This window comes from Hyphococcus sp., assembly GCF_965267305.1.
In the GTDB taxonomy this organism is placed as follows: Bacteria; Pseudomonadota; Alphaproteobacteria; order Caulobacterales; family Parvularculaceae; genus Hyphococcus.
Genome location: NZ_OZ253945.1, coordinates 1,625,674 through 1,651,341, shown reverse-complemented (window position 1 = coordinate 1,651,341; position 25,668 = coordinate 1,625,674). Strand labels below are relative to the sequence as shown.

At 59.0% G+C, this 25,668-nt stretch carries 21 protein-coding genes; 8 read left to right on the top strand and 13 right to left on the bottom strand.

All coding sequences use genetic code 11. The annotated features are described in order from the left end of the window. Window positions 1-120: 120 nt before the first annotated feature. From ACQY5P_RS07785 to ACQY5P_RS07770, 4 genes are all read left to right on the top strand, one after another. The gene (locus ACQY5P_RS07785) at window positions 121-1,806 is read left to right on the top strand and encodes a hypothetical protein (protein ID WP_428410170.1); all 1,686 of its coding nucleotides are present in this window, start codon (window positions 121-123) and stop codon (window positions 1,804-1,806) included. Between the two features lie 8 nt (window positions 1,807-1,814). Then, a complete protein-coding gene (locus ACQY5P_RS07780; RefSeq protein ID WP_428410169.1) occupies window positions 1,815-4,046 on the top strand; it encodes an AAA family ATPase in 2,232 nt (743 codons plus the stop codon). After that, window positions 4,043-4,807 carry a hypothetical protein gene (locus ACQY5P_RS07775; protein WP_428410168.1) on the top strand — a complete coding sequence of 255 codons (765 nt, stop codon included), beginning with the start codon at window positions 4,043-4,045 and terminating at the stop codon, window positions 4,805-4,807. The genes ACQY5P_RS07780 and ACQY5P_RS07775 overlap by 4 nt, the downstream gene beginning before the upstream one ends. A gap of 140 nt (window positions 4,808-4,947) precedes the next feature. Further along, the gene (locus ACQY5P_RS07770) at window positions 4,948-5,184 is read left to right on the top strand and encodes a hypothetical protein (RefSeq protein ID WP_428410167.1); all 237 of its coding nucleotides are present in this window, start codon (window positions 4,948-4,950) and stop codon (window positions 5,182-5,184) included. Between the two features lie 51 nt (window positions 5,185-5,235). Here ACQY5P_RS07770 and ACQY5P_RS07765 read toward each other — a convergent pair whose 3' ends face one another. The 9 genes from ACQY5P_RS07765 to ACQY5P_RS07725 form a co-directional block, all read right to left on the bottom strand. Beyond that, the gene (locus ACQY5P_RS07765; RefSeq protein ID WP_428410166.1) at window positions 5,236-5,994 is read right to left on the bottom strand and encodes a sugar transferase; all 759 of its coding nucleotides are present in this window, start codon (window positions 5,992-5,994) and stop codon (window positions 5,236-5,238) included. A gap of 147 nt (window positions 5,995-6,141) precedes the next feature. Beyond that, the gene (locus tag ACQY5P_RS07760) at window positions 6,142-7,962 is read right to left on the bottom strand and encodes an ABC transporter ATP-binding protein (protein WP_428410165.1); all 1,821 of its coding nucleotides are present in this window, start codon (window positions 7,960-7,962) and stop codon (window positions 6,142-6,144) included. Further along, complete coding sequence (locus ACQY5P_RS07755) at window positions 7,963-8,865, bottom strand: hypothetical protein (RefSeq protein ID WP_428410164.1); 903 nt, start codon at window positions 8,863-8,865, stop codon at window positions 7,963-7,965. After that, on the bottom strand, window positions 8,855-10,789 hold the full coding sequence (locus ACQY5P_RS07750) for an asparagine synthase-related protein (protein WP_428410163.1): 1,935 nt from the start codon (window positions 10,787-10,789) through the stop codon (window positions 8,855-8,857). Before ACQY5P_RS07750 ends, ACQY5P_RS07755 begins: the two co-directional genes overlap by 11 nt. 1 nt (window position 10,790) lies before the next feature. Next, a complete protein-coding gene (locus ACQY5P_RS07745; RefSeq protein ID WP_428410162.1) occupies window positions 10,791-11,219 on the bottom strand; it encodes a lasso peptide biosynthesis B2 protein in 429 nt (142 codons plus the stop codon). Beyond that, window positions 11,216-11,491 carry a PqqD family protein gene (locus tag ACQY5P_RS07740; protein ID WP_428410161.1) on the bottom strand — a complete coding sequence of 92 codons (276 nt, stop codon included), beginning with the start codon at window positions 11,489-11,491 and terminating at the stop codon, window positions 11,216-11,218. The genes ACQY5P_RS07745 and ACQY5P_RS07740 overlap by 4 nt, the downstream gene beginning before the upstream one ends. A gap of 56 nt (window positions 11,492-11,547) precedes the next feature. Beyond that, a complete protein-coding gene (locus ACQY5P_RS07735) occupies window positions 11,548-11,703 on the bottom strand; it encodes a lasso RiPP family leader peptide-containing protein (protein ID WP_428410160.1) in 156 nt (51 codons plus the stop codon). A 149-nt stretch (window positions 11,704-11,852) separates the two neighbouring features. Next, on the bottom strand, window positions 11,853-12,941 hold the full coding sequence (locus ACQY5P_RS07730) for a nucleotidyltransferase domain-containing protein (protein WP_428410159.1): 1,089 nt from the start codon (window positions 12,939-12,941) through the stop codon (window positions 11,853-11,855). Beyond that, complete coding sequence (locus tag ACQY5P_RS07725) at window positions 12,938-13,891, bottom strand: endonuclease/exonuclease/phosphatase family protein (RefSeq protein WP_428410158.1); 954 nt, start codon at window positions 13,889-13,891, stop codon at window positions 12,938-12,940. Before ACQY5P_RS07725 ends, ACQY5P_RS07730 begins: the two co-directional genes overlap by 4 nt. A 288-nt stretch (window positions 13,892-14,179) precedes the next feature. On the opposite strand from ACQY5P_RS07725, the gene ACQY5P_RS07720 reads away from it, so the two are divergent. The 4 genes from ACQY5P_RS07720 to ACQY5P_RS07705 all read left to right on the top strand — a co-directional run bounded on the left by ACQY5P_RS07720 (window position 14,180) and on the right by ACQY5P_RS07705 (window position 20,327). After that, on the top strand, window positions 14,180-15,454 hold the full coding sequence (locus ACQY5P_RS07720; RefSeq protein ID WP_428410157.1) for an outer membrane beta-barrel protein: 1,275 nt from the start codon (window positions 14,180-14,182) through the stop codon (window positions 15,452-15,454). Window positions 15,455-15,523: 69 nt separating this feature from the next. Next, window positions 15,524-17,779: a GumC family protein gene (locus ACQY5P_RS07715; protein ID WP_428410156.1), complete on the top strand. Its 2,256-nt coding sequence runs from the start codon at window positions 15,524-15,526 to the stop codon at window positions 17,777-17,779. 32 nt (window positions 17,780-17,811) lie between these two features. Further along, entirely contained in the window at window positions 17,812-18,963 is a 1,152-nt protein-coding gene (locus ACQY5P_RS07710) for a glycosyltransferase (RefSeq protein WP_428410155.1), read from the top strand. Continuing rightward, window positions 18,960-20,327 carry a glycoside hydrolase gene (locus ACQY5P_RS07705; RefSeq protein WP_428410154.1) on the top strand — a complete coding sequence of 456 codons (1,368 nt, stop codon included), beginning with the start codon at window positions 18,960-18,962 and terminating at the stop codon, window positions 20,325-20,327. Before ACQY5P_RS07710 ends, ACQY5P_RS07705 begins: the two co-directional genes overlap by 4 nt. On the opposite strand, the gene ACQY5P_RS07700 is transcribed toward ACQY5P_RS07705, so the two are convergent. The 4 genes from ACQY5P_RS07700 to ACQY5P_RS07685 form a co-directional block, all read right to left on the bottom strand. Continuing rightward, window positions 20,313-21,836 carry an oligosaccharide flippase family protein gene (locus ACQY5P_RS07700; protein WP_428410153.1) on the bottom strand — a complete coding sequence of 508 codons (1,524 nt, stop codon included), beginning with the start codon at window positions 21,834-21,836 and terminating at the stop codon, window positions 20,313-20,315. The genes ACQY5P_RS07705 and ACQY5P_RS07700 overlap by 15 nt on opposite strands. Window positions 21,837-22,030: 194 nt before the next feature. Continuing rightward, a complete protein-coding gene (locus ACQY5P_RS07695; protein WP_428410152.1) occupies window positions 22,031-23,116 on the bottom strand; it encodes a polysaccharide pyruvyl transferase family protein in 1,086 nt (361 codons plus the stop codon). A 102-nt stretch (window positions 23,117-23,218) separates the two neighbouring features. Next, the gene (locus ACQY5P_RS07690) at window positions 23,219-24,643 is read right to left on the bottom strand and encodes a Coenzyme F420 hydrogenase/dehydrogenase, beta subunit C-terminal domain (protein WP_428410151.1); all 1,425 of its coding nucleotides are present in this window, start codon (window positions 24,641-24,643) and stop codon (window positions 23,219-23,221) included. 6 nt (window positions 24,644-24,649) lie between these two features. Then, a complete protein-coding gene (locus tag ACQY5P_RS07685; protein WP_428410150.1) occupies window positions 24,650-25,576 on the bottom strand; it encodes a hypothetical protein in 927 nt (308 codons plus the stop codon). Window positions 25,577-25,668 lie beyond the last annotated feature (92 nt).

The following is a 25,668-nucleotide window of genomic DNA, read 5'->3' as shown; positions in this document are numbered from 1 at the left end:
AAAGTATTGCCGGATCGTCGGCGCTGGCGGCTTGCCCAACGTGGCGGCCCGCCGCATGATCCTGCCGGGCTTGCCCCGGCGTTCAGCTAGTTTGGGCATTCAAGGGAGAAGGGGCTTTTCATGGCGGATGACGATCTTACCAACCGGTTCGAGGCTGTGCGGGCGCGGCTGCGCCAGACTCAGGGCGAGACGGCGAAAGAGGAACGCCGCGAGCGCCGGGTCAGCATCTCCGGATCGCAGGAAACCGCCGAGTCGGCGACGACCGAGATCGAAAACACTGAGGCGTTCAAGATCCTGACCGACGCGACGCTCGATCCCGAACAGAAGATCGAAAAGCTGATGGCGCTTTTGACCTTCGACGAGAACGATCTCGAGGGCAATGTGCAGCGTCTCAATGAAAACCGCGCCATTGTCGCCGCTTTGCTCGCGGACTTTACGCAACATAATAAGGAAAGCATCGAGCTTGTTCGCGACAACCCGCTGTCGCACTTACGCACCGGGATAAAGGACGTCTTTGAAGAATATCACGCGCTCGTTGGCGACCGGGCCGACCTGAAGGCGAAGCTTGAACTGATCGACCAGCTCATTGAGCAAAAGGGCGGGCCTCAGGGCCTCATCGACGCCATGCTCGCCGCCCGCGATAAGGAAGTCGAGAAAATTGCGCTTGAGAAGGCGCTCAATGAGGCGACGGACGCCGTCAAAGGGCTGAATGAGTTCATCGCCGCGCAGCAGGCGGAGGTGAAAGCCTTGTCCCGCGCCATCGAGACCGATGAAAAAGACGCGTTTTTGTTCTTTAAAGGCGAGAAGAAGAAGCTTCTCACCCGGCGGCGCGAGCAGCGGACCGTCGCGGAAACCGCCATCGAGAAGAAAAAAGGCGAGCTCGTATTCGCCAATGAGGCGCTTCAAGAGCGCACCGGCGCCTATCAGTCGTTCATCGATACGGATGATTGGCGCATCAACGAAAAAATTCTGGAAATTCTCGACATCGGCAATGAGGAATTTATCGAGCGCGTAAAGGCGCTGTCGGATCTGACGCTCTCCTATATCGACAATACGGAGGAAACGCTGACGGGCGTGCGCAACCAGTTGGAATCTCTCCTGCAGCGCGTCACCGGCGTGCACACGCTGACCCATAACACCAAGGAAAACGTGGCCGTCATGCTGGACGCCCAGCGCAAGGCGCAGGAGAACAATGCGCAAATGCTGCGCGCGTTTGATACTGTGCCGGAAGCAAGCGGCCTTGATGCGCTGACTCACGAGAAGAAAAAGCGCGCCCTCAATCAGCATGTCTCGGCGATCGACAAGACGATCCAGTCGACGGCGGCGGTCTCCGGCGAGCTCGGCAAGATCGAATCGAGCCTTACCAATTTCAAGGACCAGATGGAGGAAGGCCTCGCCGACGCCATCGAGCAGCAGATGCTGGCCGTGGGCAGCGCCGCGGTGAGCGGCAACAATACGCTGATGCGCGTCGAAGGTCTTGCGACTTTCGTGCAATCGGTCATCACCAAAGGCCAATACACGAAAGAATCCGAAGCTGCGCTCGGCGAACTCGCGAAAGAAATGGAGCGCGCCCTCATGGGCCGCATGGCGAAAAACGCCTCCATCAGGGATCTCAACGCAGCCCTGAAAGAAATGGCTGACTCAATCGACGTCAAGAACGATGTCGTGCTTGAGATCGCCGAGGAGCGCAAAGCGCTTATCGACAAGCTGATCGCACAGTCGGAAAACCTCGCCCGCGCCAATGAAGAAGCGCTCGCCATCGAGGCGACCGTGAACAAGAAGCTTTACGCCTCCGATGACGAATAGGCGGTCTGATGGACAACCAGCTGCTTTTTGACCTCGAGGATTACGTCGCGCTTGTCGAACCGGATTTTAATTTCGTCGGCGAAGGCGATATCGAAAAGATTTCGAGCATTCTCGGACAGAACCAGTATTCAAATCTTATTTATGTCGGCCGGTCGGGCGTCGGCAAGACCGCCAACCTTTACGGCATCATCCAGAAAAAGAAGAAAACGATTGAGGGCAGGATTCGTCCGGATGAAAAGCGCCTGCCGCTCCATATGATCGACCGGCGGTTTTTGCTGCTTGATACCAACACGCTCTTTGACAGTAATGACCCCCAAAAGATCGAGCAGTCGATCAAGCGGGTTTTCGCCGAACTCGACAAGCCTGGCGATCATGTTCTGGTGGTCGAAGACGGCAATGACCTGCTGAAGGGCATTGAGGACAATCAGTGCCAAGGGCTGATCTCGATCCTGGTGCGGGAGCTCAAAAAGCGCTCTTTCAACTGCATTCTCATGGTGCGGGACGAGCCGGGACAGAACAAGCTCGGCGCCATCATGAACGCCCATTCCGACATTACCGAGCTTTTCAGCGTCCTTGAGAAAAAGCCCTCCGGGCGCGATGAAGTCATGACGATTCTGGAGGAAAGCAAGGCGGCGATCGAACGGCATTACGATAATCTGACGATCAGCGACGATGCCAATCGTGAGATCGTCAATCTCACGATGCAATATCCGAACCTGTCGATCTATATGCGCCAGCAGCCGGCGCGCGCGCTCCGCGTGCGTGATCGCATCGCGAGCCAGTTTGTCTCTCGGCGCCAGGCGCGCCCGCCTGAGCTTGACGCCCTAGAAAGCGAACTGGCGGCTCTTAACGCAAAAGGGGAAGGCGCGGATGCGGAAAAACGCGCCGAGGTTGAGAAAAAGATCGAGGCCGTCCGCCGCGTCTGGGAGGAGCGGGCGCAGGCGCTTGGCGCGGCCTATCTCGAAAAACGCAAACACGAACGGGGGCTTGAGGAATTGCGTCTCGAGCTTGTGAAAGAAGAAGACAAGCTGCGAGAAAACTTCAAGGAGACAAACGGCCGGGAGCCGACCGAGCGTGACATTGCCGCTCACAAAACCTTGGAGATAAAAGAGATTGAAAAATATCTTCGCGAAACGGCGAGGCTTCTGGAGGAAGCGGACAAGAAAGCCCGCGCTGTGCGCAGCCAGAATAATGAAGCGCTGACGCTTTCAGTCGCCGATGTGCGCGATCTCTTCAGCGAAATGTCGGGCATTCCCACCAAAGATTTGAACGCCGATGAAGCGACGCGCGCGCTCGGCCTCGAAGAGCGCCTCAAACAGAAGATTTTCGGTCAGGACGATGCGGTCGCAACCATCGCCGATTCCGTGCTGACCGCGAAAGCGGGACTGAATAATCCGGAAGCGCCTATCGGCTCCTTTATCGCGGTCGGCTCCTCCGGCGTCGGCAAGACCTATTCGGCCGAGTGCCTTGCTGAAGATCTTTTCGACGATGCCGATGCGCTCACCGTCTTCGACATGTCGGAATTCATGGAAAAGCATACGGTGGCGCGGCTCATCGGCGCCCCGCCGGGCTATGCCGGTTATGGCGAAGGCGGGATGCTCACCAATGCGGTGCGGCGCCGTCCCTATCAGGTGATCCTCCTCGACGAAGTCGAAAAGGCCCATCCTGACGTCTTCAAGATCTTGCTACAGCTCCTCGACAAGGGGCGCCTTTCGGACGAACTCGGCACGGTCGATTTCAAGAACACGCTCTTCATCATGACCACCAATCTCGGTCAGCATCTGAGCTTTGATGCGGCGCGGACCTCGGAAAATTCGAGCGAGGAGATCAAGGCGGAAATCCGCCGCATCTTCCCGCAGGAGCTTATCAATCGCGTCGACAATTTTCTCCTGTTCAAGGCCCTCAAACCTTCCGACATCGAGCGCATTATCAAACGTCTGATCGCCAAGAAGAATGACAATCTTCAGCGCCAGAAAAAGGCGATTGCGATCGATCTTCCCGACGCCGACATCGCGGAGATAGTTGCGAAGAAGTACCTGCCGGAGGAGGGCGCGCGTCAGGTGCAGAAATTCGTGCAGAATAATCTCATCAACCAGGCGGCGAAAATCGTGCTCGCCCATTCCGGCGAAAGCGCCGGCGGCGTCATCAAGGCGCGGTTCGATCCTGAGAAAGAGGATTTTTCCTGGGACTTCGAGGCGTCGGCGCCTGATACAACATTTGGGGCGAAGGCGGCTGAATGAGCGGCGAGGACAAATCGCTGAAGGCCGCGCTCGATGCGCTGAAAAAAACGCAGCGTTTAGAAAACGATGCGCAAGCCTCTGCGCACGAGGGGGGCAGTCAAAAGAAAACCAGGCAAGCCTCGCCCGGTTTCGCCTTCGCGCCGGTCGCTTCGCTTTGGGAGAGAGCAACGCGTCGCGCCGATGCCGTATGGAACGGCTGGCTGCGGCCGGTGACGCGGTTTCTAACGCCAATTACGAAACGCATCATTAGTTTCTATCGCTGGACCTTCCGCAGCCTCGCCTATAAAGGCCCGAAAAATGCGCGCGTCTTTTCCCGCAAGCGCGCTGGGGTCGCCGTCGCCGCGCTCGCCGTTTTCACCGTCATTGCCCCATTCCTTCTGGTGCAGGAAATCATCCCGGCTATCTCAAGGACGATCTATGACGCGGGCATGCTCGCCACCATGAAAGAGGACAAGCTCTATCTCGGCCGTGCTGAACTCATCAATCCCGATCGCCAGCTTTATCAGGTGATGGGCTGCCGCGACATCAAGGGCTGCGACGGCGGCGACAACACCACTTATTACCGCCTCCGAGATAATGTCATTCTCGACATCAAATACTGGACGACGCGGTTCGAGCCTTACGATCCGGCGGAGATCGCGGGGGCCATGGTCAGCGAACTTAATGACTGCTCCATCCGCTATTACGGCCGCCGCTCGAAGGCGCTCGGCTGGTATCCTTATATAGTGAGCGCGTCCTGCAAGCCTGTTCTGGCGGGCTAAAGACCCAAAACCGGCTCAAAACAAGGTCTGCGGCGATGTGTGCGGCGCAGCATTCCTCAACCTTTCAGCAAGGGTTTTTTGTTAAACTTTCTGAAGTGTTTGTGTTAAAACTGTCACCAATAATGGGAGGAAAACAAGCCGTGGACACCACAAGCGTGCGGAACCTGCACCGGGCCGTGCCTTCTGGCGCTGCTGACGAGCATGTTCTCGACCGCAGCGCTGACAAGCTTACCGGCAAGCCGGCAGGCGAGAGCGGCCGTGCGGTCCCCAGTGCGGACGAGAAGCTGCCGCGCGGGTTACGCATTGCGCTTGGCGTCGCGCTCGGCGTTTTGTCTTGGGGACTTGTTTTTGCGCTCGTGCGCTGGATCGCGTTCTGACGATCCGACTTTTTCTGAACAATTGAAATAATCGCGAGACGTCCGGTTCGCCTATTTGGCGCCCGTGCGTTCGAGCACGACTTTCGCCGTCCGGAAGAGAATATCGATATCCGTCATCAATGACTGTCCCGCGGCGTAGGTAGCGTCGAGGTCGACGCGCTGATCGTAGGACGTGTCGCTGCGGCCGCTCACCTGCCAGGCGCCGGTTATGCCGGGACGGCAGGAGAGATAGTGCGCGAACTTGTCGCCGTAATAGCCGGCTTCATCGCGCGTGATCGGGCGCGGGCCCACCAGGCTCATCTCGCCTTTCAGCACATTTATGAATTGCGGCAGTTCGTCGAGGCTGGTGACGCGCAGAATTTTGCCAAGCCGCGTGATGCGCGGATCGTTGTCGAGCTTGCGTTCGCGCCGCCATTGCGCGCGAGCTTCCGGATTGGCGGCGAGATACGCTTCGAGTTTTGATTCGGCGCCGACCACCATGGAGCGGAATTTCAGGCAGCCGAACATCTTGCCGCCGAAACCGATACGCTGATGTGCAAAGAAAACCGGGCCGCCTTCGAGCAGAAGAATCGCCGAAATAATCAGCATGAGCGGGGCGAAAAACAAAAGCGCGCCGGCGGAGCCCATAATGTCGAGGCTGCGTTTGAACGCCCCGCCCACAGGCGTCCGGGCGGATGGCGGACCGGATGGAATACGCACATCACGCTCCGATTTCGGCAGTTGGCGAAGGGTGACGACATTCGCGCCGGGCATCGGCTCGTAGAACGAAATCGGAGCGAACTCCGACTTAGAACGCGACTCCAACGCCATAACAGCTCCCCGTCGTTCCTGTCAGTTTTCGACTGTATTGGCAGTTATCGTGCACCGCAACATTTTTTTTATTGCAAAGCAGCAAAGATATGGAAATGTTCCTGCAAGACATCAGTTGCGGCGCCAGCTTCGGCGTCATCGTTCGCGTCAGGCGCTTCCGCTGCTGTCAAGTTTCGCGAGATACCCATCGGCGTCGCTACGCAGGTCGTTAGGCGCGCCTTGTTCAACAACGGCGCCTTCATTCAAGATGATGACATGATCGGCCAAGGCGATCATGCGCCGGCGGTGAGCGATCATCACAATCGTCACTTCTTTTTTTAGCTCCTCCAGCGATCGGGCGATCAGATCTTCATGCTCCCAGTCGAGGGCGCTGGTCGCTTCGTCCAGCACCAAGAGGGCGGGCTTGCGCAGAAGCGCGCGCGCAAGGATGAGGCGCTGGCGCTCGCCGCCGGAAAGAAGCTGGCCCCGGTGTCCGACAATTGTCTCGAGTCCCAAGGGAAGATTCCGGACCAGCGCTTCGGCATGCGCGGCGCGAAGCGCCTCCCACAGCGCGGTTTCGTCTGCGCTTCCGTCGGCGAGAAGGAGATTCTCCCGGACGGTTCCGTGAAACAGAAAAGGATCCTGCGGCACATAACCGATGGCGCGACGCCATGAACCGGAGAGACGGTCGTTGAGGATCGCGCCGTCGATTTCAATCACTCCGGCCTGCGGGGCCATCATGCCCATCAGGAGATCGGCGAGCGTGCTCTTGCCGCTTCCAGTGGGCCCCGCAAGCACGGTGATGCGGTTCGCCGGAATGACGAAGCTCGCGTCGAGGATCGCCTTCTTGCCGTTTTCGTAAGTGAAACTGACGTCTTTCAGGCGGATCTCATGAGTGAGTTTCGCCGGCGCCGCAGGGATTGATGCTCCTGCTGCTTCCCGTGCTTTTTCCGCCTCGCGCATATGCGAAAGGACGTTCTGCATCGCGCTTGCATTGCTGTTGAGGGTTTGGGCGTAGGTCTGAAGCTGCAAGACTTTCGGCGCAAAGCGGAAATAAAGCACAAGGATCGCGAGCGTCCCCGCCGCCGTCATGTCAAATGCAGTCAGCGCCAGATAGACAATGACGCAGAGTGCTATGGCGGACGTCATCTGGATGATGAGATTGACCCGGGAAGACAGCTGCAAAAACGAAATGACGGTTTCGCGCAACCCGCTCATGGAGGCGCCGAGGGTTTGCGAAAACCGGTCCTCTGCAGAATAGGCTTTCGAGACTTTCATGTTGTCGAGAAAGTCCGAAATGATGCGCGATTGTTCGCGCCGCGCCGCCGTGTAGGTCTCGCCATGAGAACTCGCGCGCCGCCGCAAGGGCCGGAGCGCAAGAATCAGAAGCGCGCCGATCGCCGCTGAAACAAGCGTCAGGCGCCAGGAGATGAAGAACGACAGGGATAGATAAATCAGAATGAGAATCGCCGATTTCAGCAGCTCCATGATGACGGTGACTGTCGCCTGAAGGCGGTCGATGTCAGCCGTCAGTGCGTGATAAAGATCGGCATTGCGAAGACCCGAAAGGTAAGACCACTTCGCATGAAGGACGCTGTCGAAAAGCCGGAGCCGCACAGTGTTCACATAATCCTGCACCAGCCGGTCGCTCGTCAGCGCGGAGGCGTGGACGAGCGCCGCGCGTAAACCGATGACGAAGAGAAAGACAATAAGGAATGCGCCGAGACTGGCGGAGATTGTTTCGCCGTCCCATAACCCCGAGGGAAGCGGTGCATCGATTGTGTTAGCGTCGGTGTTGATAAGTCCGATCAGCGGAATAAGAAGTGCAATCGAAACGCCTTCGCTTGCGCCAGTGAGCAGCAGCAAAAATGCGGCAAGCCAGAAGGCGCCTTTCCGGTCGGCGATGATGCGGCCGAGAAGCTGTCTTATGGTCTCGCGATTGGCGGTTTCCTTGCCGCCATCAGGAAATGGATGCGCGTCCCGTTTCATTCAGGCGGCCCCCAGCAAAAGCGGTTCGATCCGGTGCAGCGCATCGAGGGTCGAGGGCGTCTTCAATCTTTTGACGGGAACGCGCGTTGCAAGCTGGGTCACCTGAATGAAATGCGCCGCGCCGCGGCCTGCAGCCATGGGGGCCGCGCCATATTTCAGCATGTATGAGTTCTGCATCAGCGCATCGAGCGCGGCTTTGAAATCGAGCGTCTGAAGCGCTGCATCCGCGCTTCGTTCAAGCGCATAGACAGCCTCTATAGGCATGGTCCGGGGCGGCGGTGTTTGCACGATTCGAAAACGCTCTTTCGGATAGGCGTAACCGCCATTGGAAAGCGCATGCGCCGCGACAGGGTGAAACCGCTCCGCAATCTCCGGCGCGACCTTGGTCGCGGGATAGCCGGCGAGCGCCATGGGGTGCGAAGGATCGGAGAGGTCGATGACGATAAGATCATCGCTGAAAAGTTGGTGGCCGCGTTCGAGAAGACATGCCGCCGTTGTTGACTTCCCGGCGCCGCGATGGCCGATAAAAACATTGAGCTTGCCGTCCATGACGAGCCCGCTGCCGTGAATGACCAGATAGCCTTTATAATGAAGCACTGTCGCCATGATCGGGCCCAGCACCGGCAGGCCCAGCATCTCCACCGCGGCGCCGGGATAGAGCGCGATCTGAAGATGCGACGCGTCGGTGATTTCCGCCTGAATGACGCCCGGAAAATCGAAATATTGCCGGTCAGGCAGGAACTCCGCCATCTGCTCTTCGGCGGGCGGGCCCAGAAACCGATTGCTGCCGGTGATGACAAGGTCGGGCGCGGCCGTCTCGACTTCAGCCATTTCCTGAAACGGAAAATCGGAATGAATATGCTGGCCGTAACAATGATAGGTGAAGCGCGGATTAGTGGACATAAGCCGCGGCCCCATGATGCTTTTGCAGCCAGGATCCGAGGATCACCGCGCGCCAGAGCGCGAACAGCGCAACGCCCTCCTGCAGATCGTCGCCGCCCCGAAACTTTTCGAAAGTCTCCTGTAGTTTCTTCACATCGAAATAGGGCGCGAGCACATCCGCCTGACCGTAAACGGCGTCTGCAATGACGTCCTCGCCGCCGCCATTGCGCATGCTGCGCGCCAGATAGCCTTTGAAATTGTATTTGTCTTTTCGCGCCGCCACTTCAGGGGGCAGGAGACCGTTCATGGAACGCCGCAGGATCGATCGGCTGAGCCCGTCTTTCCATTTCTCCGAACCGGGGAGCGACAGGCAAAATTCAACGAGGTCCGAATCCCAGAAGGGATAGCGGATCTCGACCCCGGCGCCGGCATACTGATGATGCAGGGCTTCGCGGCCATAGGCCTGCAGCGGGTCCGTGAGGATCATCAGATGGTCGCGCTGGGATCGCGGCAGCGCGCGCAGTTCTCCGCCCGGCCGGGGGGGCGCGTAACGCGCAAACAAGGACGGATCGTTTTCGTATTTCGCGCGCACATGGCGCGGCCAGTAGTCGGCGCCGAGCGGCCAGCCAAGAGCGTTCCCTTTGCAAAGGCGCCGCGCCGCCGCCTGCCGCACGCGCCAGACCGTATTCGCCGCGGGGCCGAGCGTTAGCATCAGCCACAGAAAATAGAAGGGCTTGTGGGCGGGCTTGCGGCTGATCGCTTCCATATCGAGTTCGCGCCACAACGCGCCCCATCGCCCGTCATCGGCGAGTTCGAAAAGATAGGTGGCGCCGTGATAAACCACCTCGTCTCCGCCATGCCCATGCAATAGGATGTTGGCGCCAGTCCTGTCGCGCAGCTCTTCCACAGGATGCATGGCGATGGCGGCGTTGGGCATCCATAAGGGCTGGCTGTGCGCGTCGGTTATCCGGCCGAGTTTCTCAAAGGCGGCGACATTGCTCGAATCGACCACCAGTTTTTCCGATGCGGCGGGCAGGGTGCGCCATACTGCTTCCATATAGTCGCGCTCATCGGGGCCGTTCTTGCCGTCGAAGACGCTTGAAAGCGCAATGGGTGGGCGGGTTCCGCCGCTGGCGATGCGTTTGTGCAGAAGACAGGTGATGGAAGAGGAATCGAGGCCGCCGCTGAGCGATGACGCAGTCTGGCTCGCGCCGCGCAGGCGCCGCTGCACGGCTTTTGTGAAGCGCGCCAGAAATTCCTCGCGCGGATCGCCCGCAAAATTCTTCGGAGAAAGGCGCCAGTAGGTTTTTACATCCGCGACGCCGTTTTCAAAAATGAGCATGCTTGCGGGACGAAGGCGCTTTACACCCTGATAAAGCGTCCGGTTTTCGTCGCGCGCGATGGCCCCCACCGCATAGTCTTCCAGAATTTCATTGCGAATTCCTGCGCGCAGTCGCGGCGCGATCTTGAGCAGCGCTTCCATGCGCGAGCCGAAAATCAGGGCGCCGTCCTGAACCGCATAATAAAGCGGGCCGAAACCGATTTTGTCCCGCGCTATAAAAAGCCGTTTTTTACCAGCGTCCCACAGGGCGAAGGTGAAATTGCCGTTGAGCTTTTCGACAACGTCAATGCCCCAACGCTCATAGGCGGCGAGGAGCAGCGCCGGATCAGTGAACTGTCCGGCGACGCCAAGGGCGTCGGCGAGATCGGCGACGTCGTCGAGTCGGCCTTCGATCGCGGCGGCGTTTCCCTGATTATTATGATAAAGACCGTCGAGACCGGCGTAGCCTGCAACGCTTAAGAGAACGCCGTCATGAAACCGGTGCGCCGACGCGTCGAGACCTGAGCCCTGGATAGCCGAGAGGGCGTCCCGCCCGGCTGCGCTCAGGCGTTCATCCCGCCATGAAGCGCCCGGCGCTGCGCAAATGCCTGCGAGCGCGCCCATCTCAGACGCTTTTCATGAAAGGCGCATAGCGTGCGGTCTGGCGCTCTTCATCGCCGACGACGATCAGGTCCCCGCTTTTAAGCCAGGCGTGGGCTTTTAACGGCGTCCCTGCCTCCTTGGCGACGCCGACGCAAATCGAGGAAGCGTAACCCTTTCTGTCGAGCAGGAATTTCGCCGCCATGGCCCGCACCAGACAGGTCGCGCGCGGAACGAAACGGCTTGCGCGGTTGACGGCGAGGGCTGTGCGCCGCGCGAAAGCGGGAGACGCCGGCCGTACGCCTTCTTCTTCCGCGCGCAATGCGCGTTTCGAAAGATTGTATCCGAGACCGGAAAGCGTCAGGCGAAAGAAAAGAAGACTGAACCAGGCCAGTAAGAGGAGGCGTACGGAGCGAAACGCCGCGCCGGAGAATGGCCGGTCATGCTGGCTCATGTATTTCCGCAATAAGGGGCTTCCGTAATCAGACCCGCGGCTTCAAGTTTGCCGAGAAGCGCCGTCAAATCCGAACGCGCCAGGACCGGATCGACATCGTACTCCTCTGAAAGTCCGGCGACGATGGCGTCGCCGGATTGTCCGGCGCACAAGCCCCGCCAGATAAACTCGCCGACTGAGTTCAACGTGTAATAACGGTTGGTTTGCGTGTTTAGAATGGCGACGCCTTCCGGCACAGGCGCCGCAACTACGCGATCAGGTACAACATACATGGCGCGGCTCCGCGAATATGCACGCGGTAAATAGCGCTACCCTCAAGGGCGCGTTATCAGGAGAACGCGCCGCCGGGCGGAACGGGGCCGCCAAGGACAACAGCGTTGATGAATTCCTGATCGACAATCGCGCCGCCCTGTATGGCGAGCGTCACATCTTCAAAAGACCCTGCTTCTTCGAGCGCAGGCGTCTCATATACTTTCTTCTGCATAACCCCCTCCGTGCGAATAGACGGTTTTGAAAAACGCAACATTACGAACGACTATTAACCCTACGCGCTGTCCGCCCAGTAGTGTCAACATCTTTTTCGCTACCGCAACAAAAATTTTGTTGCGTTGCGGCACATATTGCGCCTCTACGCTATATTGTGGCCCTCTTGTGGAATTTTTCGCGCAGGTCGAAAACCGCCTCTTGGGCGAGATAAGCGGGAGCCGGGCTCATCACATAATGACTGAGCGTTTTCAGCGTGGCGCCGAAGGGAAGCGATTCGATCTCCCGGCTGCCGCCGCGTGTGAGGGTCTTTTCCGCCATCCAGGCTGCGAGCCTGACATTCCGCTTCTTGAAAACACCGTCTTCAACGAGCGCAGCGGGCAGGGGAAGCGCGAAGAACTTGTTGCAGAGGAGAAGTGCCTGCGCCATCGCGGCGCGCGTATAGGAATCATCCACCGCCCCATAGAGCGCTGTCAGATCGTCCCCTGAGCTTTTGCGGGCGAGGAAATAGACATCGGCGAGCCATTTCAGTCTTGAAAAGGCGTGCTGGCTGCCGTGGCAGCAGACATAGGCGACGTTGAAATCCGGCTCGAGCATGACGCAATCGAGATTGCCGAGCAGGGTGACCTTTGTTGTCGGGAAGGGGCCTTTCATAACCGCCCGATTGTCGAATAAACGCCAGTGCAGTTCGATGACGGAACCCGTCTTGTCATTGCGGTAGGCGGCGTCCTTGCGCCGGCGCCGCCATGCAGCCCAGGCGCGCTCGCTGACATCTTCTCCCGGTTCGAAGCGGGCATAACCTTGTTTGCGTAGGAGCCGGTCTGCGGCGGGAATGTCGTCCGGATGTAACAAAATATCCGTGTCGTAATTATTGCGCCAGCCGATCCTGCCGAAAGCGCCGTGCGACAGCGTCAGCCCTTTTAAAAGGATGGGCTCAAGGTCGTTCGCCGCAAGGATATTGAGGATGGACTTCGCTTCGACCAGCGACGCCATTTCCCGCGCGAGAGACTGGCGCTGCATCTCGGCGAAGCCTGCGAAGGCTTCGGCAGGGACAAAGGTTTTGAGGAGTTCGTTCTGAAGGAGCAAATTCGCGGCGAGACCATCGATGCGGTGGCGTCGGATCAATCGGAAAAACTCCGCCCAATCAATGTCGAACGGCGCGGCTGGGCGTATTTCGGGCTCGGAAAGAAGACTGAGTATCAACCGGAATTCAGGAGAATATTCTGTGCTGTTCGTCATCGCGGACTGCCTGCGCAGGCGCTGTCCGGCGCGCTTCCACCCGGCATGAGAGAAAAGCTCATGACCACGGGACGATGATCGGATCCGTTCGGCGGCGCGGTCTCGGGCGCGGTGGCGCGCACGCTGCGGCTGACGAAAATATGATCGAGGGGCAGAAGCGGCGGCGTCGCCCGGTCCGCCGGCCATGAAAAGAGGCCGCGGGTGATGCGCATGAGATCGACCTTGCGGTCGAAGGCGCGGAACTTGAACGACCAGGGCGTCAGATTGAAGTCGCCCGCGACAATGACATTGCGGTCATGGATCGAGGCGAGGTGGCGCGCGAGATCTTTAAGGTCGCGGTTTTGCGCGGAAGGCGGCCATGGCCGCGAAAGATGCGCGCCCACAATGGTCAGTTTCTGGCCGTCGATGCAGAACGATGTTTTCACTGCCGAAAGGGTTTTGCGGTTCTGGGGATCGCCTTTGGCGAGGCCTTCGCTTTCGACTGGCGCGCGCGCAGAAAGGACGACCGTGGAGCAGCGATGCCGGTTTCCAAGACAGTTGACGGCGTGTGGATAAGCGAGGGCGATCGCGGTGACGATATCCGCGTCCGCCTCGAGCAAGACTGCGAAGTCGAAAGCGTTGTGGGTGAGCCAGTCGGCGACCTCCAGCGGCGCCACATTCCTCTGCTTCACGTTGTAGACGGCGAAACGGTAGGTTTTGTCGGCTGCATCCGGACGAGAAGGACGCTCCGCCGCGAGTTCGGGCAGCACCATGCGGCCCGCGACGGCGATGACGAGACAGGCGGCGGCGAGCGGGGGCAAAAGACTTGCGCGATGACGGATGGAAAGTCCTAGCTGCGTTGCAACAAATATTGCCGAAAAGATAAGTAATTGCGGCAGCACATGGTTAAGCATATCGGCGGCGGGAAGCCATTGCCCAGCTTGCGAAACGATAAGGAGAGCTGCGCACATAATCACTATGCCGCTCACAACCTGCTGAAAAGGTTTCAGGAAAAGCCGAGGCGGTTTTCCATGCGTGCTTCTGGCCGGCGTTTTCATGGTTTCATGATCCGCTACCCGCCTCCGGTTTTGCGCACTGCGGCATAATCATTGTGCAGCGCACCAATTTCGGCTATCATATGCGCCAAGCCGCGGATTTTACAACTGCTTGTAACTCCGCCCGGCGCGCGCTGCGCCAATGACGGTCGGGGGGACGTCCGGCCCGCTCATTGAGGTGAGGGAGACAGGCGTTTGGAGGCGATGAACGGAGTATGTCGGCATCGCAATGTCTTACGCGCCGCAGCGGGCGCCCTCGCCGCGGTCACGGCAAAGAACGCGTCCGCCCAGGATATTTTCGTCGCCTCTCCGCCTGATGTCGCCGGAAAGCGCGTGCAATCGGAATATGAGGCGAAAGGCTTTGACATTCGCGGCGTGAAGCTGCTGCCGCGCATCGATAGCGGCGTGCGCCTCGACAACAACGTCCTGAGCAGCGGCGCCGATGCGCAATCGGACGGCGCGGCAACGGTTTCGGGCGTGCTCGACATGCGCTATGTGCGCCCGCGCCGATTCCTGCAGGCGTCGCTGACCGCCGAGACGAACCGGTATTTCGACCTCACCGAACAGAACCGAAACAACTATTCCGCTTCGCTCGCGACGGGCGGGCTCATCGGACAGTCCACGAACTATTACGCCAGAGCCGCATATCGCAATCAGGAGGCGGCGCGCGGCACGAGCGAAAACGATCTCGGTTTCGGCGCGCCGCTTGAACGCAAATCCGTCGATATTTCTGGGGGGCTTAGTCATGATTTCGGCGGTTTCGGCGTGCGCAACGAAACGTCTTTCTCCAACATCGATTACGGCGACGTTGAGACGGCGGACGGCCCGGTCAGCCAGGATTTCCGCGACCGGAACGCATTCTCGAATTCAACGACGCTAAGCGTCGATGTCAGCGAGCGCATGGCGCTGCTCGCCAACGGAATGGTATCGAAAAGCAATTTCACAAATGAGGATGCTGCAGAGCCCAGCCGGGATTCGCGATCGCTCTCAGCCGGGGGCGGTTTTTCTTACAATTTAACCGAACTTGTCAGCAGCAGCGTCATCGTCGGCTATCGCAAAACTGATTTTACCGATGAAGGTTATGCCGACTTTGAAGGTTTAAGCGTTGCGGCGTCTGTCGACTGGCATCCGACGCCATTGCTCAGCATCGCCTTAAAAAGCGGACAGGAAATCGTGACGAGCGCGTTTTCGCAAGTGGATGCTGTTACACTAACGCGCACATCGGTTACGGCCGATTACGAACTTCTGCGCAATCTCATCATTACAGGGTCTATAGGCTATGCGCGGGAAAATTTTGAAAACCTCGATGCGACTGCGGAACGCTATGATGCGCGTCTTGGCGGCGACTACAAACTGAACCGGCATGTGGCGATTGGCGTGCGCGGGTCTTACGCGGATCGCGCGCTGTCGTCAGCGGCGGCGCCAGGGCAGGATTTCGATCGTTTCACGCTCGCCTTCCGGCTGTCGGTGATGGCTTGAAGGCGAGCAATGCAGACGGGCGATGAAAGCAAGGATCTGAGGATCAAAAAGGGAAGATAGGAAAGCCGGATGAGCTTGCCTGAGATCATCACGCCGAGAGACGCGCAAATGTGGCGGGCCGAACAGGGCGCCCGTCAAAAATCGGCGTTCGACGCGGCGCGGGGCGGCGACCGCATCGATCTAGATCTCATTAAAAGTCTTTTTCTCCGGCGTCTGGGTCTCGCGATTGCGATTTTTCTGGCGATTTTCACGCTGGCGGTGGTGAAGACTTTCACGACGCCGAAACAATATACGGCCTCGGCGGAGGTCGTTCTCAACACGAGGGGGGAGGCGACGCCGGATGTGCTTGAAGAAGGCGCAGAAATTCTGCGCGGGGAAGCCGAGCTCAGCACCGAGTTGCGCATTCTTTATTCCCGCGAACTTGCGCTGACGATTGTCGACGCGCTCGACCTTGTTCACGATCCGGAATTCAGCCCGCTTCTCTTATCGGTGGGCGCGCGGCCGTCTTTCCTGGCGCGCTTGCTTGGCGCCGAGGATGTTCCGGTACCAGCCCCGACCGAAGAAGCGCTGCAGGCCTCGCGGCCGATCGTGGCGGATTATCTGCGCCGCGGTTTGCGCGCCTCGCGCATCGGCAACACCTATTCGCTGCAGATCACCTATATTCACAGCAATCCTTATCGCGCCGCGCAAATGGCTGACGCTTATGCGAGCGCCTATGTGCAGGACCAGCTCACCCGCAAACAGCAGTCGAGTCGCGGCAACGCCGATTTTCTAAACCTCAAGATCGAAGAGTTGCGCCAGCAGGCGCAGAGCGATCAGGAAAGGGTGCAGGAGTTCCGCATCGCCAACAACATGTTGAGCACCACCGGCGCCACCCTGACGGAGCAGGACATCTCGGCGCTGAACCAGCAGCTTGCCCAGGCGAAAGCCGTGGCGGCGGAAGACGCGGCGCGGCTGACGACGGCGCGCCAGCGGCTCGAAGTCGGTTCGCCGGGGGACGATGTGGGCGATGTGCTCGCCTCCGGCGTCGTATCTTCCCTGCGCGCTCAGCGGGCCAGCATCAGCGTGCGTCTGGCGGACCTGCGCGGACGCTACGGCCCCGATCATCCGGAGCTGAAACAAGGCGAAGCAGAGCTTCGCGATATCGACGAGCAGATTCAGACCGAGATCAACCGGGTGATTTCCGGGCTTGAAGGCAAATACAATGTCTCGCGCCAGCGTGTTGCATCACTGACCGCCAGTTTGAATCAGCTCAAGGAAGAGCTTGCGAAAAACAACACCGCGTCGGTGGAGCTCGGCGATCTTGAACGCCGCGCCCGCGCCTCACAGGCGCTCTATGAAAGCTTTCTCAACAGTTACAAGGAAACTGTCGCGCGCGAAGGCGTCGAAAAAGCTGACGCGCGCATCATCACCGCCGCGCGCGTTCCGGGGGCGCCCAGCAAGCCGAACGTTCCCTTAAATCTCATCTTCGGCGTCATGCTGGGCGGAACCGTGGCTGCGGTTGTCGCCTTCATCATGGAAATGACCTATGGCGGTTTTACGTCGACGACGGAAGTCGAACAAAAGATCGGCGTGCCCGCCATGGGCGCAGTGCCGCTCAATCACACCGTGTCGCCCCGTGGCAAGAGCGTCCTCTCGACACTGACCAGCCACCCGCACTCGCCGTTGTCGGAAAGCTTGTCGAGTCTCATGACCTCGATCCAGTTCCGTCTCGGCCAGCCGGGACCGCATGTGATTTATGTAACCTCCGCCGTGCCCGATGAAGGCAAGACGACGCTGACCGCGGCGCTCGGCATTGCGGCGGCGCGGACAGGCGAAAAAACCATCATCGTTGATTGCGACCGGATGAAACGCGACCTATCGCGGCTCAATGGCAAGCCCGTGGAGATCGGGGTTATCGACGTGCTCGAAGGCCGGGCGTCGCTTGACGACGCGGTCATAACAACCCGGCCCGACCGTCCGGATATCCTGAAAAACACCGACGCCAGCCGGGAAAACGAACAATTCGCTGACGACGAGCGGTTCGCGAAGTTCATCGGCGATCTGAAAAGCCGTTACGACGTGATTATTCTCGACGGCGCGCCAGTCATGCCGTTCGCTGAGGCGCGAAAGATTGCAGCGCATGCGGATTTTGTCCTCTTTGCGGTCCACTGGCGCAAAACCCGCGTCAACACCGTGCGACAGGCGATCCGCACCTTGCCGGAGGCGTCCATGGGCGCAGTCGGCGTCGCGCTCACAAGGGTCAACGCCAAATTGCAAAGCCGCTTCGGCGTTGAGGACACGCTGTCTTACAGCAACAAGTATATCGGACACTATTTCGCCTGAAACATGGAAGGAATTGAGGCGCGGTTTCAGTCATGTTGAAGGTTGCGATCATTCACTACTGGCTTGTCGCCATGCGCGGCGGCGAGCGCGTGCTTGAACGTCTCCTCGACCTTTATCCGCAAGCCGACATTTTTACGCATGTCTACGATCCCGCGGCGGTGTCGAAAAAAATCCGCAGCCGCACGGTGAAAACGTCGTTTATCCAAAATCTCCCTCAGGCGAAAAAGCATTATCAAAAATATCTGCCGCTCATGCCCATGGCCCTCGAAGGGCTTGATCTCAGAGGCTACGATCTCGTCATCAGCAGCGAATCCGGTCCCGCCAAGGGCGTGATCTCGCCGCCTTCGGCGGCGCATGTGTGTTACTGTCATTCGCCCATGCGGTATTTGTGGGATCATTATCACGATTACCGTTCGCAGGCCGGCGCCGTCGCGCGCGCCGCCATGCCGCTGATGTTCCATTACATGCGCGGCTGGGATGCGACCTCGGCGAACCGGGTCGACGCCTTCGTCGCAAATTCCCACTTCATCCGCAAGCGCATTGCAAAATCGTGGGGCCGGGATGCGATTGTGGTGCATCCCCCGGTTGAAACGGACCTCTTCCAACTATCGGCGGACGTGACGGGCCGCTATCTGTGGGTCGGGCAGATGACGCCCTACAAACGCGCCGATCTTGTCGCCGACGCTTTCACGAAACTGGGCCTGCCTTTATTGATGGTGGGAACCGGAGAGCTTGCGAAAGACATTGCAAAACGCGCCGGGCCGAATATCGACATCGTCGAGCGTCTTTCCTTCGATGAGCTGCGCCGCGCCTACGCTGCCTGTCGCGCGCTGATTTTTCCGCCTGAGGAAGATTTCGGCATCATTCCAGTGGAGGCCAACGCCTCGGGGCGGCCGGTCATCGCCTATGGCCGTGGCGGCGCCCTGGAAACCATCGTTGACGGCAAGACAGGCCTGTTCTTTCACGAGCAAACGCCTGAGGCGCTGATCGCGGCCGTGGAGGCTTGCGAGACCTGGCTTTCGGATTTCGACCCGGCGGCCGCCATTGATAACGCCAAACGGTTTGCGCCGCATCATTTCGACCGGAATTTCCGGGCCGTCGTTGAGCGCGCAGTAGCAGGTGCGGCGCCGGTGACTGCCCCCGCCATGGCTACAATCCCGGCGCGGGAAATCGAACTCTCATGAGCCTGAGCATTTTTGGCTTGGCGGTGCTGGCCGTGTGCGGTTACCTCATGCTCACGCGTGGGCCGCTGTCCTTGCTGGTCGCCGTCATGCTTTTCACCCTCATGGGCGGGGCCGCGGCGGTGATCTTGACGTCGCTTGGCGGCTCGTCCGTGCGGCCATCCTTGCTTGCGATGATCGTGCTCTCCGCCGCTGTCTGTCTTCCGGGCGCCGGTCGGGCGGCGCTCATGCCGGCGGCCATTGTCCGTAATTTTCCGCTGGTGGTCTTTTGCGCATACGGCGCCATGTCGGCTTTTATCCTGCCGCTGATGTTTGCCGGCGAATTTCAGGTTGTGCCGCTCAATCCGCGCGGGCTGACTTCGCGCTTCGACACGGCGCCGCTCTATTTCACCAATCAACACATCACGACGGCGTTTTATATGCTCGCTACGATGATGGCGGCGCTTTCGGCGTGGATCGCGGTTCAACAGCAAGCTGCGCCCCGCGTTCTGGTGTTGACGATCATTATCATTGCAGGGGCGCATGTGGGCTTTGGCGTCGCCGACCTCGTACTGACCGGCACGCCGCTGGAGGGGATTCTGGCGTTTTTCCGCAACGCCAATTACGCGCAGCACGATCAGGCGATAGACGGCTTCATCAGAATTAACGGGATATTTCCTGAGCCCTCCGCTTATGCGGCCTATGCGCTTCCCTGGTTTGTTTGCTGCTTTGAACTTTGGCTGCGCGATATCTCGCCGCGCGCGACGGGAACAGGGGCTGCAGCCTTGCTGCTCATGCTGATACTGTCCCTGTCTTCAACGGCTATTGTAGGGCTGGGCGCCTATATGGCCATTTTCGTCCTGCGTGGCGTCGTGCAGTCCGCCATGTTCCGGCCAAAACTGATCCTGACCTTGTCCGCTGGCTCGATGCTGGGCGTCTTGGCTGCGCTGACTCTTTTCATGTCGAGCCCCGAACTGGTCCAGTCCTTTTTCGATGTCCTGCGCAAGCTGACAGTAGACAAGAGCGCGTCCGATTCAGGCGAGGAGCGGCTGGCCTGGGCGATGCAAGGGATCGATTTTTTTGTTTCGACCTACGGAATAGGCGTTGGGGCGGGGAGTTTCAGATCGTCAAGCATCGCCACGGCTATTATGGGCAGCACAGGCGTCATCGGCGTCGTGACGTTTGCGTGGTATTTAGTCAGCGTCCTGCAGCCGCTCGCCATATCGACCTATCATGTCACGGATGATTTGCGATTGAATGTCGGTTCCGCCCTGGCTTGGGGCGCCATGGCGGTTTTTCTGCCGGCGCTGGTTGCGGGCGCTTCTCCCGATCCCGGCATCATCTTCGCAATGATATCCGGCGCGTCCCTGGGACTAAGGCGCCCTTGAGGTCTGGCGTCGCCAGTGACCCTGAAGCGCGGCCTTTGTTTGTGCGACGATCAGCGATTCAAGCGATGGCGGTTTCCCGAAAATCCGCCAGAGACCCATATTGACAGTGAAATACGCGGCGTATCCGAGAGCGAAGACAAGACCGCCTTTCACGGCGACGGCAAAGCGGGAGCCTTCGCCCGCGACGAAGTCCTTGAAAAGCAGCATGGTGACCGACATACCGGCAAGGCCGGCCACGGTCCGCCAGTGGATTCTCAGTTGTTTGACGACGGAGATATTGAGAAGCTGACGAACGAGCAGGGCTGAGACAATGAGCATGAAGATGCTGATGACGCCGCGCGCTGCAATGGCGCCGTAAACGCCTTGCCAGGAAACGAAGGCGATCATCAGCGGAATGGTGATGCAGAACTGGACGAACACTCTCTGGGCAGCCAGTCGGGTGCGGTACATGGAGATGGCAAGACTGTTCAGCGGATAGTTGGGAAGCGACGGCAACACGGCAAGCGCAAGGCCGCAAAGAAAAACGCCCGCGCCTTTCCAGTCCGGTCCGGTAACGACAAACACGATTTCTTCAGCGAAAATCGCCATGGTGACAAGCACAGGCCCGACAATGAAAAGCATGGAATGCGCGCATTTCAGCCAGAGCGTCTGGCGGCGGGTTTCGCTTTCGGCTTGTGCGAAGGAGGCGATCATCGGCCGGGTGAGGGGCGCCGAGATCGCCTGTTGCGGAATATCAACAAGCGTGCGGCTAACGGAATAACGGCCAAAGTCGGCATTTCCTAGCGCGCGGCCCAGAAGCACCCTGTCGATCTGGGCGATCAGCGAGTTCAAGCTTTCGATAACCGCGTTCCAGCCGATCACATCTGCGAAGCTGCGCCAATATTTCAACGAGAAACGCGGACGGTACGGCGCCAGCGCGTAACTCAATGCGCAAAGGATGAAAGGCGTCGTGACCGTCGCTGCGATAATCGCCCAATAGCTCGGCGCTCGCCAGACCATCACAATAACAACCGCCAGAGAGGCCAGTTTGGAAACGATGTCCATCATCGCCTCAGGACGCAGATTGTAAGCCCGGATGAATTCCACCATCACCGGACTCATGCAGCCGCGCAGAATCGGCGCCAGGGCGAGAATGGCCAGCAGCGGCGGCAGGCGCGGTTCGTGAAAGAACAAGGCGAGCGGATGAGATAAAAGAACAATAAGAACGGCTATTGCGATGGCGCGCAGAAAAGTCAGCGTGAACCCGGTATCATAGGCCGCGCGTTCCGGCGCGTTCATACGCAACAAAGGCTGCCCGATGGGCATGGAGGTCACGGATTCAACGATGATAATGACCGTCATGGCCTGAGCCACCAGGCCGAAATCTCTGGGCTGAAGAGCATTCGTCAGAACAATGAGCGTGAAGAGGTCGATCAGCCTGCCGGTGAATTTGCCGAGAATGGACCAGACGCCGGCTTTCGCCAGTCTTGCGCCGAAACCCGGTTGCTGACCGCCCTTATCGTCCTGCACAAACGGTTCTCTTTGAATGAGCGGCGCGGAGCGCGGCGAATTCTGTACGGACGTTTTTCAAAGGCATAGTCAAAAAACTCAATATCGCCGCGATATAACTTTTCGAAAGGATGAAGCCTCCGCGGGGCTGGCGAAATCTGCTGCCCGTCTGGGCCGGTTTGCCTCTTTGCTGTTCGCGGTATGCCAGCATGAGCCTAACCGAGAGCTTCCGCCAGAAAATTGGCCGAACGGGTTCGCAGCACGGCGAGTTTGTCTCGCATCGGGGCATAATCGACCGGGGTCGCGGCGATCTTGCGGACACTCTCCGGATCGCCGTTAAGAACCAGGCGGTTCTCCAGTCCCAGTTGACCCAGTAGGGACGTGAACCGGTCCAGCCCCCGCTCGGCGTTGCCAATAGAGACGAAGGGCTTTCCAAACAGCACTGAGAAGATCGTGCCATGAAAGGAATCGGTGACCACGAAGTCGGCGCCGCGGAAGGCGTTCACCCAGTCTGGAACCGTCACCGTCTTCGATCCGTCGTCGAGCGAGATCGTTTTTTCCTTGCGGCCGCCGCCGACCGCGCCGAGCGCTTCCTTGCCCGCTGCTTGCATCGCCGGCGCCGGATCGAGCACATAGTTCAAGACATATGGTTCCGCGGCGGCGTTTCCGTTCGGTGCGATGCGGTCATAAAACTCAAGATCGACGAGAAGAGTCGGATCGAGCGTTACCGCACATCTTTCGCGCTGCAGCTCCGTCCGGCAGAGCTCCGCTCCCGAAACTTCCCGTACCGACACGGCGTCGAAATCATTCAGCATCCGGCGGATTTCGGGAAGACGCTCCGGCCGGGTCCACACGCTTTTGCCGAAGGAGGCCGCATAGGCGATTTTGCGCGCCGACGCGTCGAAGTCGAGGAAAAAAACGCGCGTATCTTCCTCGCCGACATAATCCGGCCGCCAGACCTGGTCGGATCCGACAATAACGGCGTCCAGCCCGGCGCGCCGCACATAATTCTGAAGATCGTTCAGCGTATGAAGAATGGGGCTGCGTTCGGGCATGGCGGCGCGAAGAAACGGATAGTGTCGCGCGCGCTCCTGTTCCATGGAGTGCGTGCCGCCGATATCGTGGCCGGGAATCGCGCGCAGGACCTGTCCGGCCAGGCGTACATGATAGGGCTTTGCAAATTTTTTGCTTAGCAAGACAGGCTGATGGCCGGTCTCCGACAGATAGGCGTAAAGCGCCGCCGCTTGCAGCATGCCGCCGTAATTGTTGTGGAGCGGCAAGGTGAGGATTCCGACTTTCATGAAGCCTTCCGGGATGAATTGTTTCTGTCGTATTGCTGCATCATTTTCGTAGGTTCAACGATTGCGCTGGCGCGGCGCTTGTCTGTGTTTTCATGATAATTTTCAGATAGGCAGCACCTTGCGGGCCAGCCGCTTCAGTTTGCCAATAGCGCGCGTTTTTAGCGACCCGCGGCCCAGAGTGATTAGTCTTGAAATGAAAGGCTGCATTTCCGCTTCGAACAGGGAAATGTCTCCGGCTTTGCGCGCTTTGAAAAACGCTGCATTCGACCGGAAGGCGATTTCCATCCGGTTGTCATAGATCTCTTGCCGCTTCGGATCGCCGGCGATGTTGGGGGCGACGCGTTTGCGCGGGCTCCACAATCCGGCCTTCTGACGGCGGGCGAGGCGATGGGCCAATCCCTCGCGCCGGTGCCGCAAGCCGCTCGACTGGCTGAGCGCGGCATCTTCCGGCGTTACCGGCGTTACTGAAAGCGCTCCCGACTTTGCTCCTGCCTCCACAAGCCCGGCGATATGCGGGTCGCGCAGGACAACGATGTTTTCGCCGCGATAGTCTTCGATGAACTCCGGCAGCCAGGCGTCCCCAATCGCGATATCGGCGCATTCGGCCATTACATCGTCGCAGAATTCGCAGCCGCTGAGTTTGAAAAGCCCGATTCCCCAATCGCGCCCGTGCACGCTGGCCATGGGAAAGGCTTTCGTTGTTCGTTCCGCACCGCTGCCGGTGGTCATCGAAAACCCGTAATCCGAGGCCGGACGATCAGGTAATTTGTGACGGAAATCGAAGCCTGTCAGGGTTCCCGGCGCAGCCGATTTCTGCCAGGCGAGATACTCCGCGAAATAGCGGCTTTTGAGATGACCGCAAACGAGACCGACGAGATAAGGCGCGGTCTCGTCCGACAGCTTGCCCTGATGCTTGAGAAGACGCAGCGCTTTGATGAAGCAGGGAACGCCGACAAAGGCGTATCGGCGCCCGCTTGCGGTCGTCTCGGCGAGCACCCGGGACATCTCCACGGGATAGTAGCGGGATTTTGCGGCGGCGAGAACCTCATCCTCGCTGGCGGAAATAGCGTATTCGAAGAGAAGCTCCGAACCATTGGAGACAGGGCGGACATGCACGACCCCGTCGACATCGCCCCGCCTCAGGAGTTCGCTGCAGATCCAGCTGACAAGTCCGCCTGAGCCGCCTTTCATGCGTTTGGCCTCGTCCGCGACATGGGCGGCGACCGTCGAGGCGTGGCGCCCGATGCTCAGATCATTCGGAAGGTCCGGCCATTGCGACGCCGCAATGTCGTCTTCAGTAGGGCCGACGCCGGACATGGGGCAGATTGCGGCGCCCGCGTCGTCCGGAGCAATATCGCCGTCTTCTTGGACGAGCTCTTCCGGTTCGTAGCATCCGTCATCGTTGAGTTTCATGCGGAAGCGATCAGGATAGGCGAAGGCGCAAGCGCCGCACCCCGTGCACATTCCGTTATCGCGGACCATGCCGATAGAGGGGGGCGAACCCAATAAAGCGCTGTCTACGGACAAAATATCTTATCCTTCCGCCAGGGCGTTTCCAATGCTCTCGGGACTGTTTCGAGTTTTTAGGGTTGCCGGCCATTCAACCTTGATATTGCGCGCTGGGCGAATGGCGATATGGCGGAGATGCACAAGAATGGCCCGAAGTCTTTGAAGAGAACTTTCCCGTTTCGCGGCCGCCGGGAGCGTATTGAATGCGGCGGCGAGAAACCGGAGCTTCGACTGCGTGGTTTTATCATTTAGAGCTTGCGCCTCGTAGGGAACGCAGCTCAGCCAAGGCAGGTTGAACCGCTCCAATATGTCGTAGATGTCGTCTTCGTAGATCCGCCCGTTTTTAAACCCGTTGGCGGATTTGTTGCCACCGACAGGTTCGGTGTGACGAACTGGCGCGCCGTCAAGAACGGCGAAGTCATTGGGCCCCTCAGCGACCAGGTTGCACCAGATAAGGTCGATGCCGCTTTCATATCCAAGCGAATAGAGAGGGGCAGCGCGACCGAGAATGTCGGCGCGGAAAACAGGGCACATCATTTCGACGAAATTCACATAGCGCAGACTCCATTCCGGTTGCTGCAGAAGGGCGCCATAGGTGAAATAACTGTCATGGGTGAGGGCGGGCTGCGCTATTTTAAGATCGTGCGATGCGCACAGATCGAACATGCGATTTAAATTGTCCGCATCGGTTTCAAGGTCTTCGTCGAAAAAACAGATATATTTGTAACCCGTCCACAGGCTGCGCCTGTCCCGTAAAAAGCCGTCATACCCTTCGACCTTGCGTCCAGGGCGGTATTCGAAAAATACGCCTTCGCCGCCCGCTTCAGGGACCGTTTCGTCGTATGAGCTGAGCGCAACGTCGTAAGCGCGCTCGGCGGCGGGACAAAGCCAGCGATCATGAAGACTTTTTTTTCCGATTCGGGAAACCATCAGATATTGCTTTTGCGTCACGGCAACCCCCTCAGGATGCAGCTGCTCGCGAGGCGATGCTCTGCTGTCCCGGGAATGTCTCTGGCTTCCATTGTGCCGATCATGTCGAGCGC

What these genes read in the sequence shown, in the direction of transcription:
- ACQY5P_RS07780 (WP_428410169.1), top strand. Translation starts at nt 1,815, where the DNA reads ATGGACAACCAGCTGCTTTTTGACCTCGAGGATTACGTCGCGCTTGTC.
- ACQY5P_RS07715 (WP_428410156.1), top strand. Translation starts at nt 15,524, where the DNA reads ATGAGCTTGCCTGAGATCATCACGCCGAGAGACGCGCAAATGTGGCGG.
- ACQY5P_RS07710 (WP_428410155.1), top strand. Translation starts at nt 17,812, where the DNA reads ATGTTGAAGGTTGCGATCATTCACTACTGGCTTGTCGCCATGCGCGGC.
- ACQY5P_RS07755 (WP_428410164.1), bottom strand. Translation starts at nt 8,865, where the DNA reads ATGTCCACTAATCCGCGCTTCACCTATCATTGTTACGGCCAGCATATT.
- ACQY5P_RS07765 (WP_428410166.1), bottom strand. Translation starts at nt 5,994, where the DNA reads ATGGCGTTGGAGTCGCGTTCTAAGTCGGAGTTCGCTCCGATTTCGTTC.
- ACQY5P_RS07785 (WP_428410170.1), top strand. Translation starts at nt 121, where the DNA reads ATGGCGGATGACGATCTTACCAACCGGTTCGAGGCTGTGCGGGCGCGG.
- ACQY5P_RS07705 (WP_428410154.1), top strand. Translation starts at nt 18,960, where the DNA reads ATGAGCCTGAGCATTTTTGGCTTGGCGGTGCTGGCCGTGTGCGGTTAC.
- ACQY5P_RS07750 (WP_428410163.1), bottom strand. Translation starts at nt 10,789, where the DNA reads ATGGGCGCGCTCGCAGGCATTTGCGCAGCGCCGGGCGCTTCATGGCGG.
- ACQY5P_RS07760 (WP_428410165.1), bottom strand. Translation starts at nt 7,962, where the DNA reads ATGAAACGGGACGCGCATCCATTTCCTGATGGCGGCAAGGAAACCGCC.
- ACQY5P_RS07740 (WP_428410161.1), bottom strand. Translation starts at nt 11,491, where the DNA reads ATGTATGTTGTACCTGATCGCGTAGTTGCGGCGCCTGTGCCGGAAGGC.
- ACQY5P_RS07745 (WP_428410162.1), bottom strand. Translation starts at nt 11,219, where the DNA reads ATGAGCCAGCATGACCGGCCATTCTCCGGCGCGGCGTTTCGCTCCGTA.
- ACQY5P_RS07725 (WP_428410158.1), bottom strand. Translation starts at nt 13,891, where the DNA reads ATGTGCGCAGCTCTCCTTATCGTTTCGCAAGCTGGGCAATGGCTTCCC.
- ACQY5P_RS07720 (WP_428410157.1), top strand. Translation starts at nt 14,180, where the DNA reads ATGAACGGAGTATGTCGGCATCGCAATGTCTTACGCGCCGCAGCGGGC.
- ACQY5P_RS07775 (WP_428410168.1), top strand. Translation starts at nt 4,043, where the DNA reads ATGAGCGGCGAGGACAAATCGCTGAAGGCCGCGCTCGATGCGCTGAAA.
- ACQY5P_RS07730 (WP_428410159.1), bottom strand. Translation starts at nt 12,941, where the DNA reads ATGACGAACAGCACAGAATATTCTCCTGAATTCCGGTTGATACTCAGT.
- ACQY5P_RS07735 (WP_428410160.1), bottom strand. Translation starts at nt 11,703, where the DNA reads ATGCAGAAGAAAGTATATGAGACGCCTGCGCTCGAAGAAGCAGGGTCT.
- ACQY5P_RS07695 (WP_428410152.1), bottom strand. Translation starts at nt 23,116, where the DNA reads ATGAAAGTCGGAATCCTCACCTTGCCGCTCCACAACAATTACGGCGGC.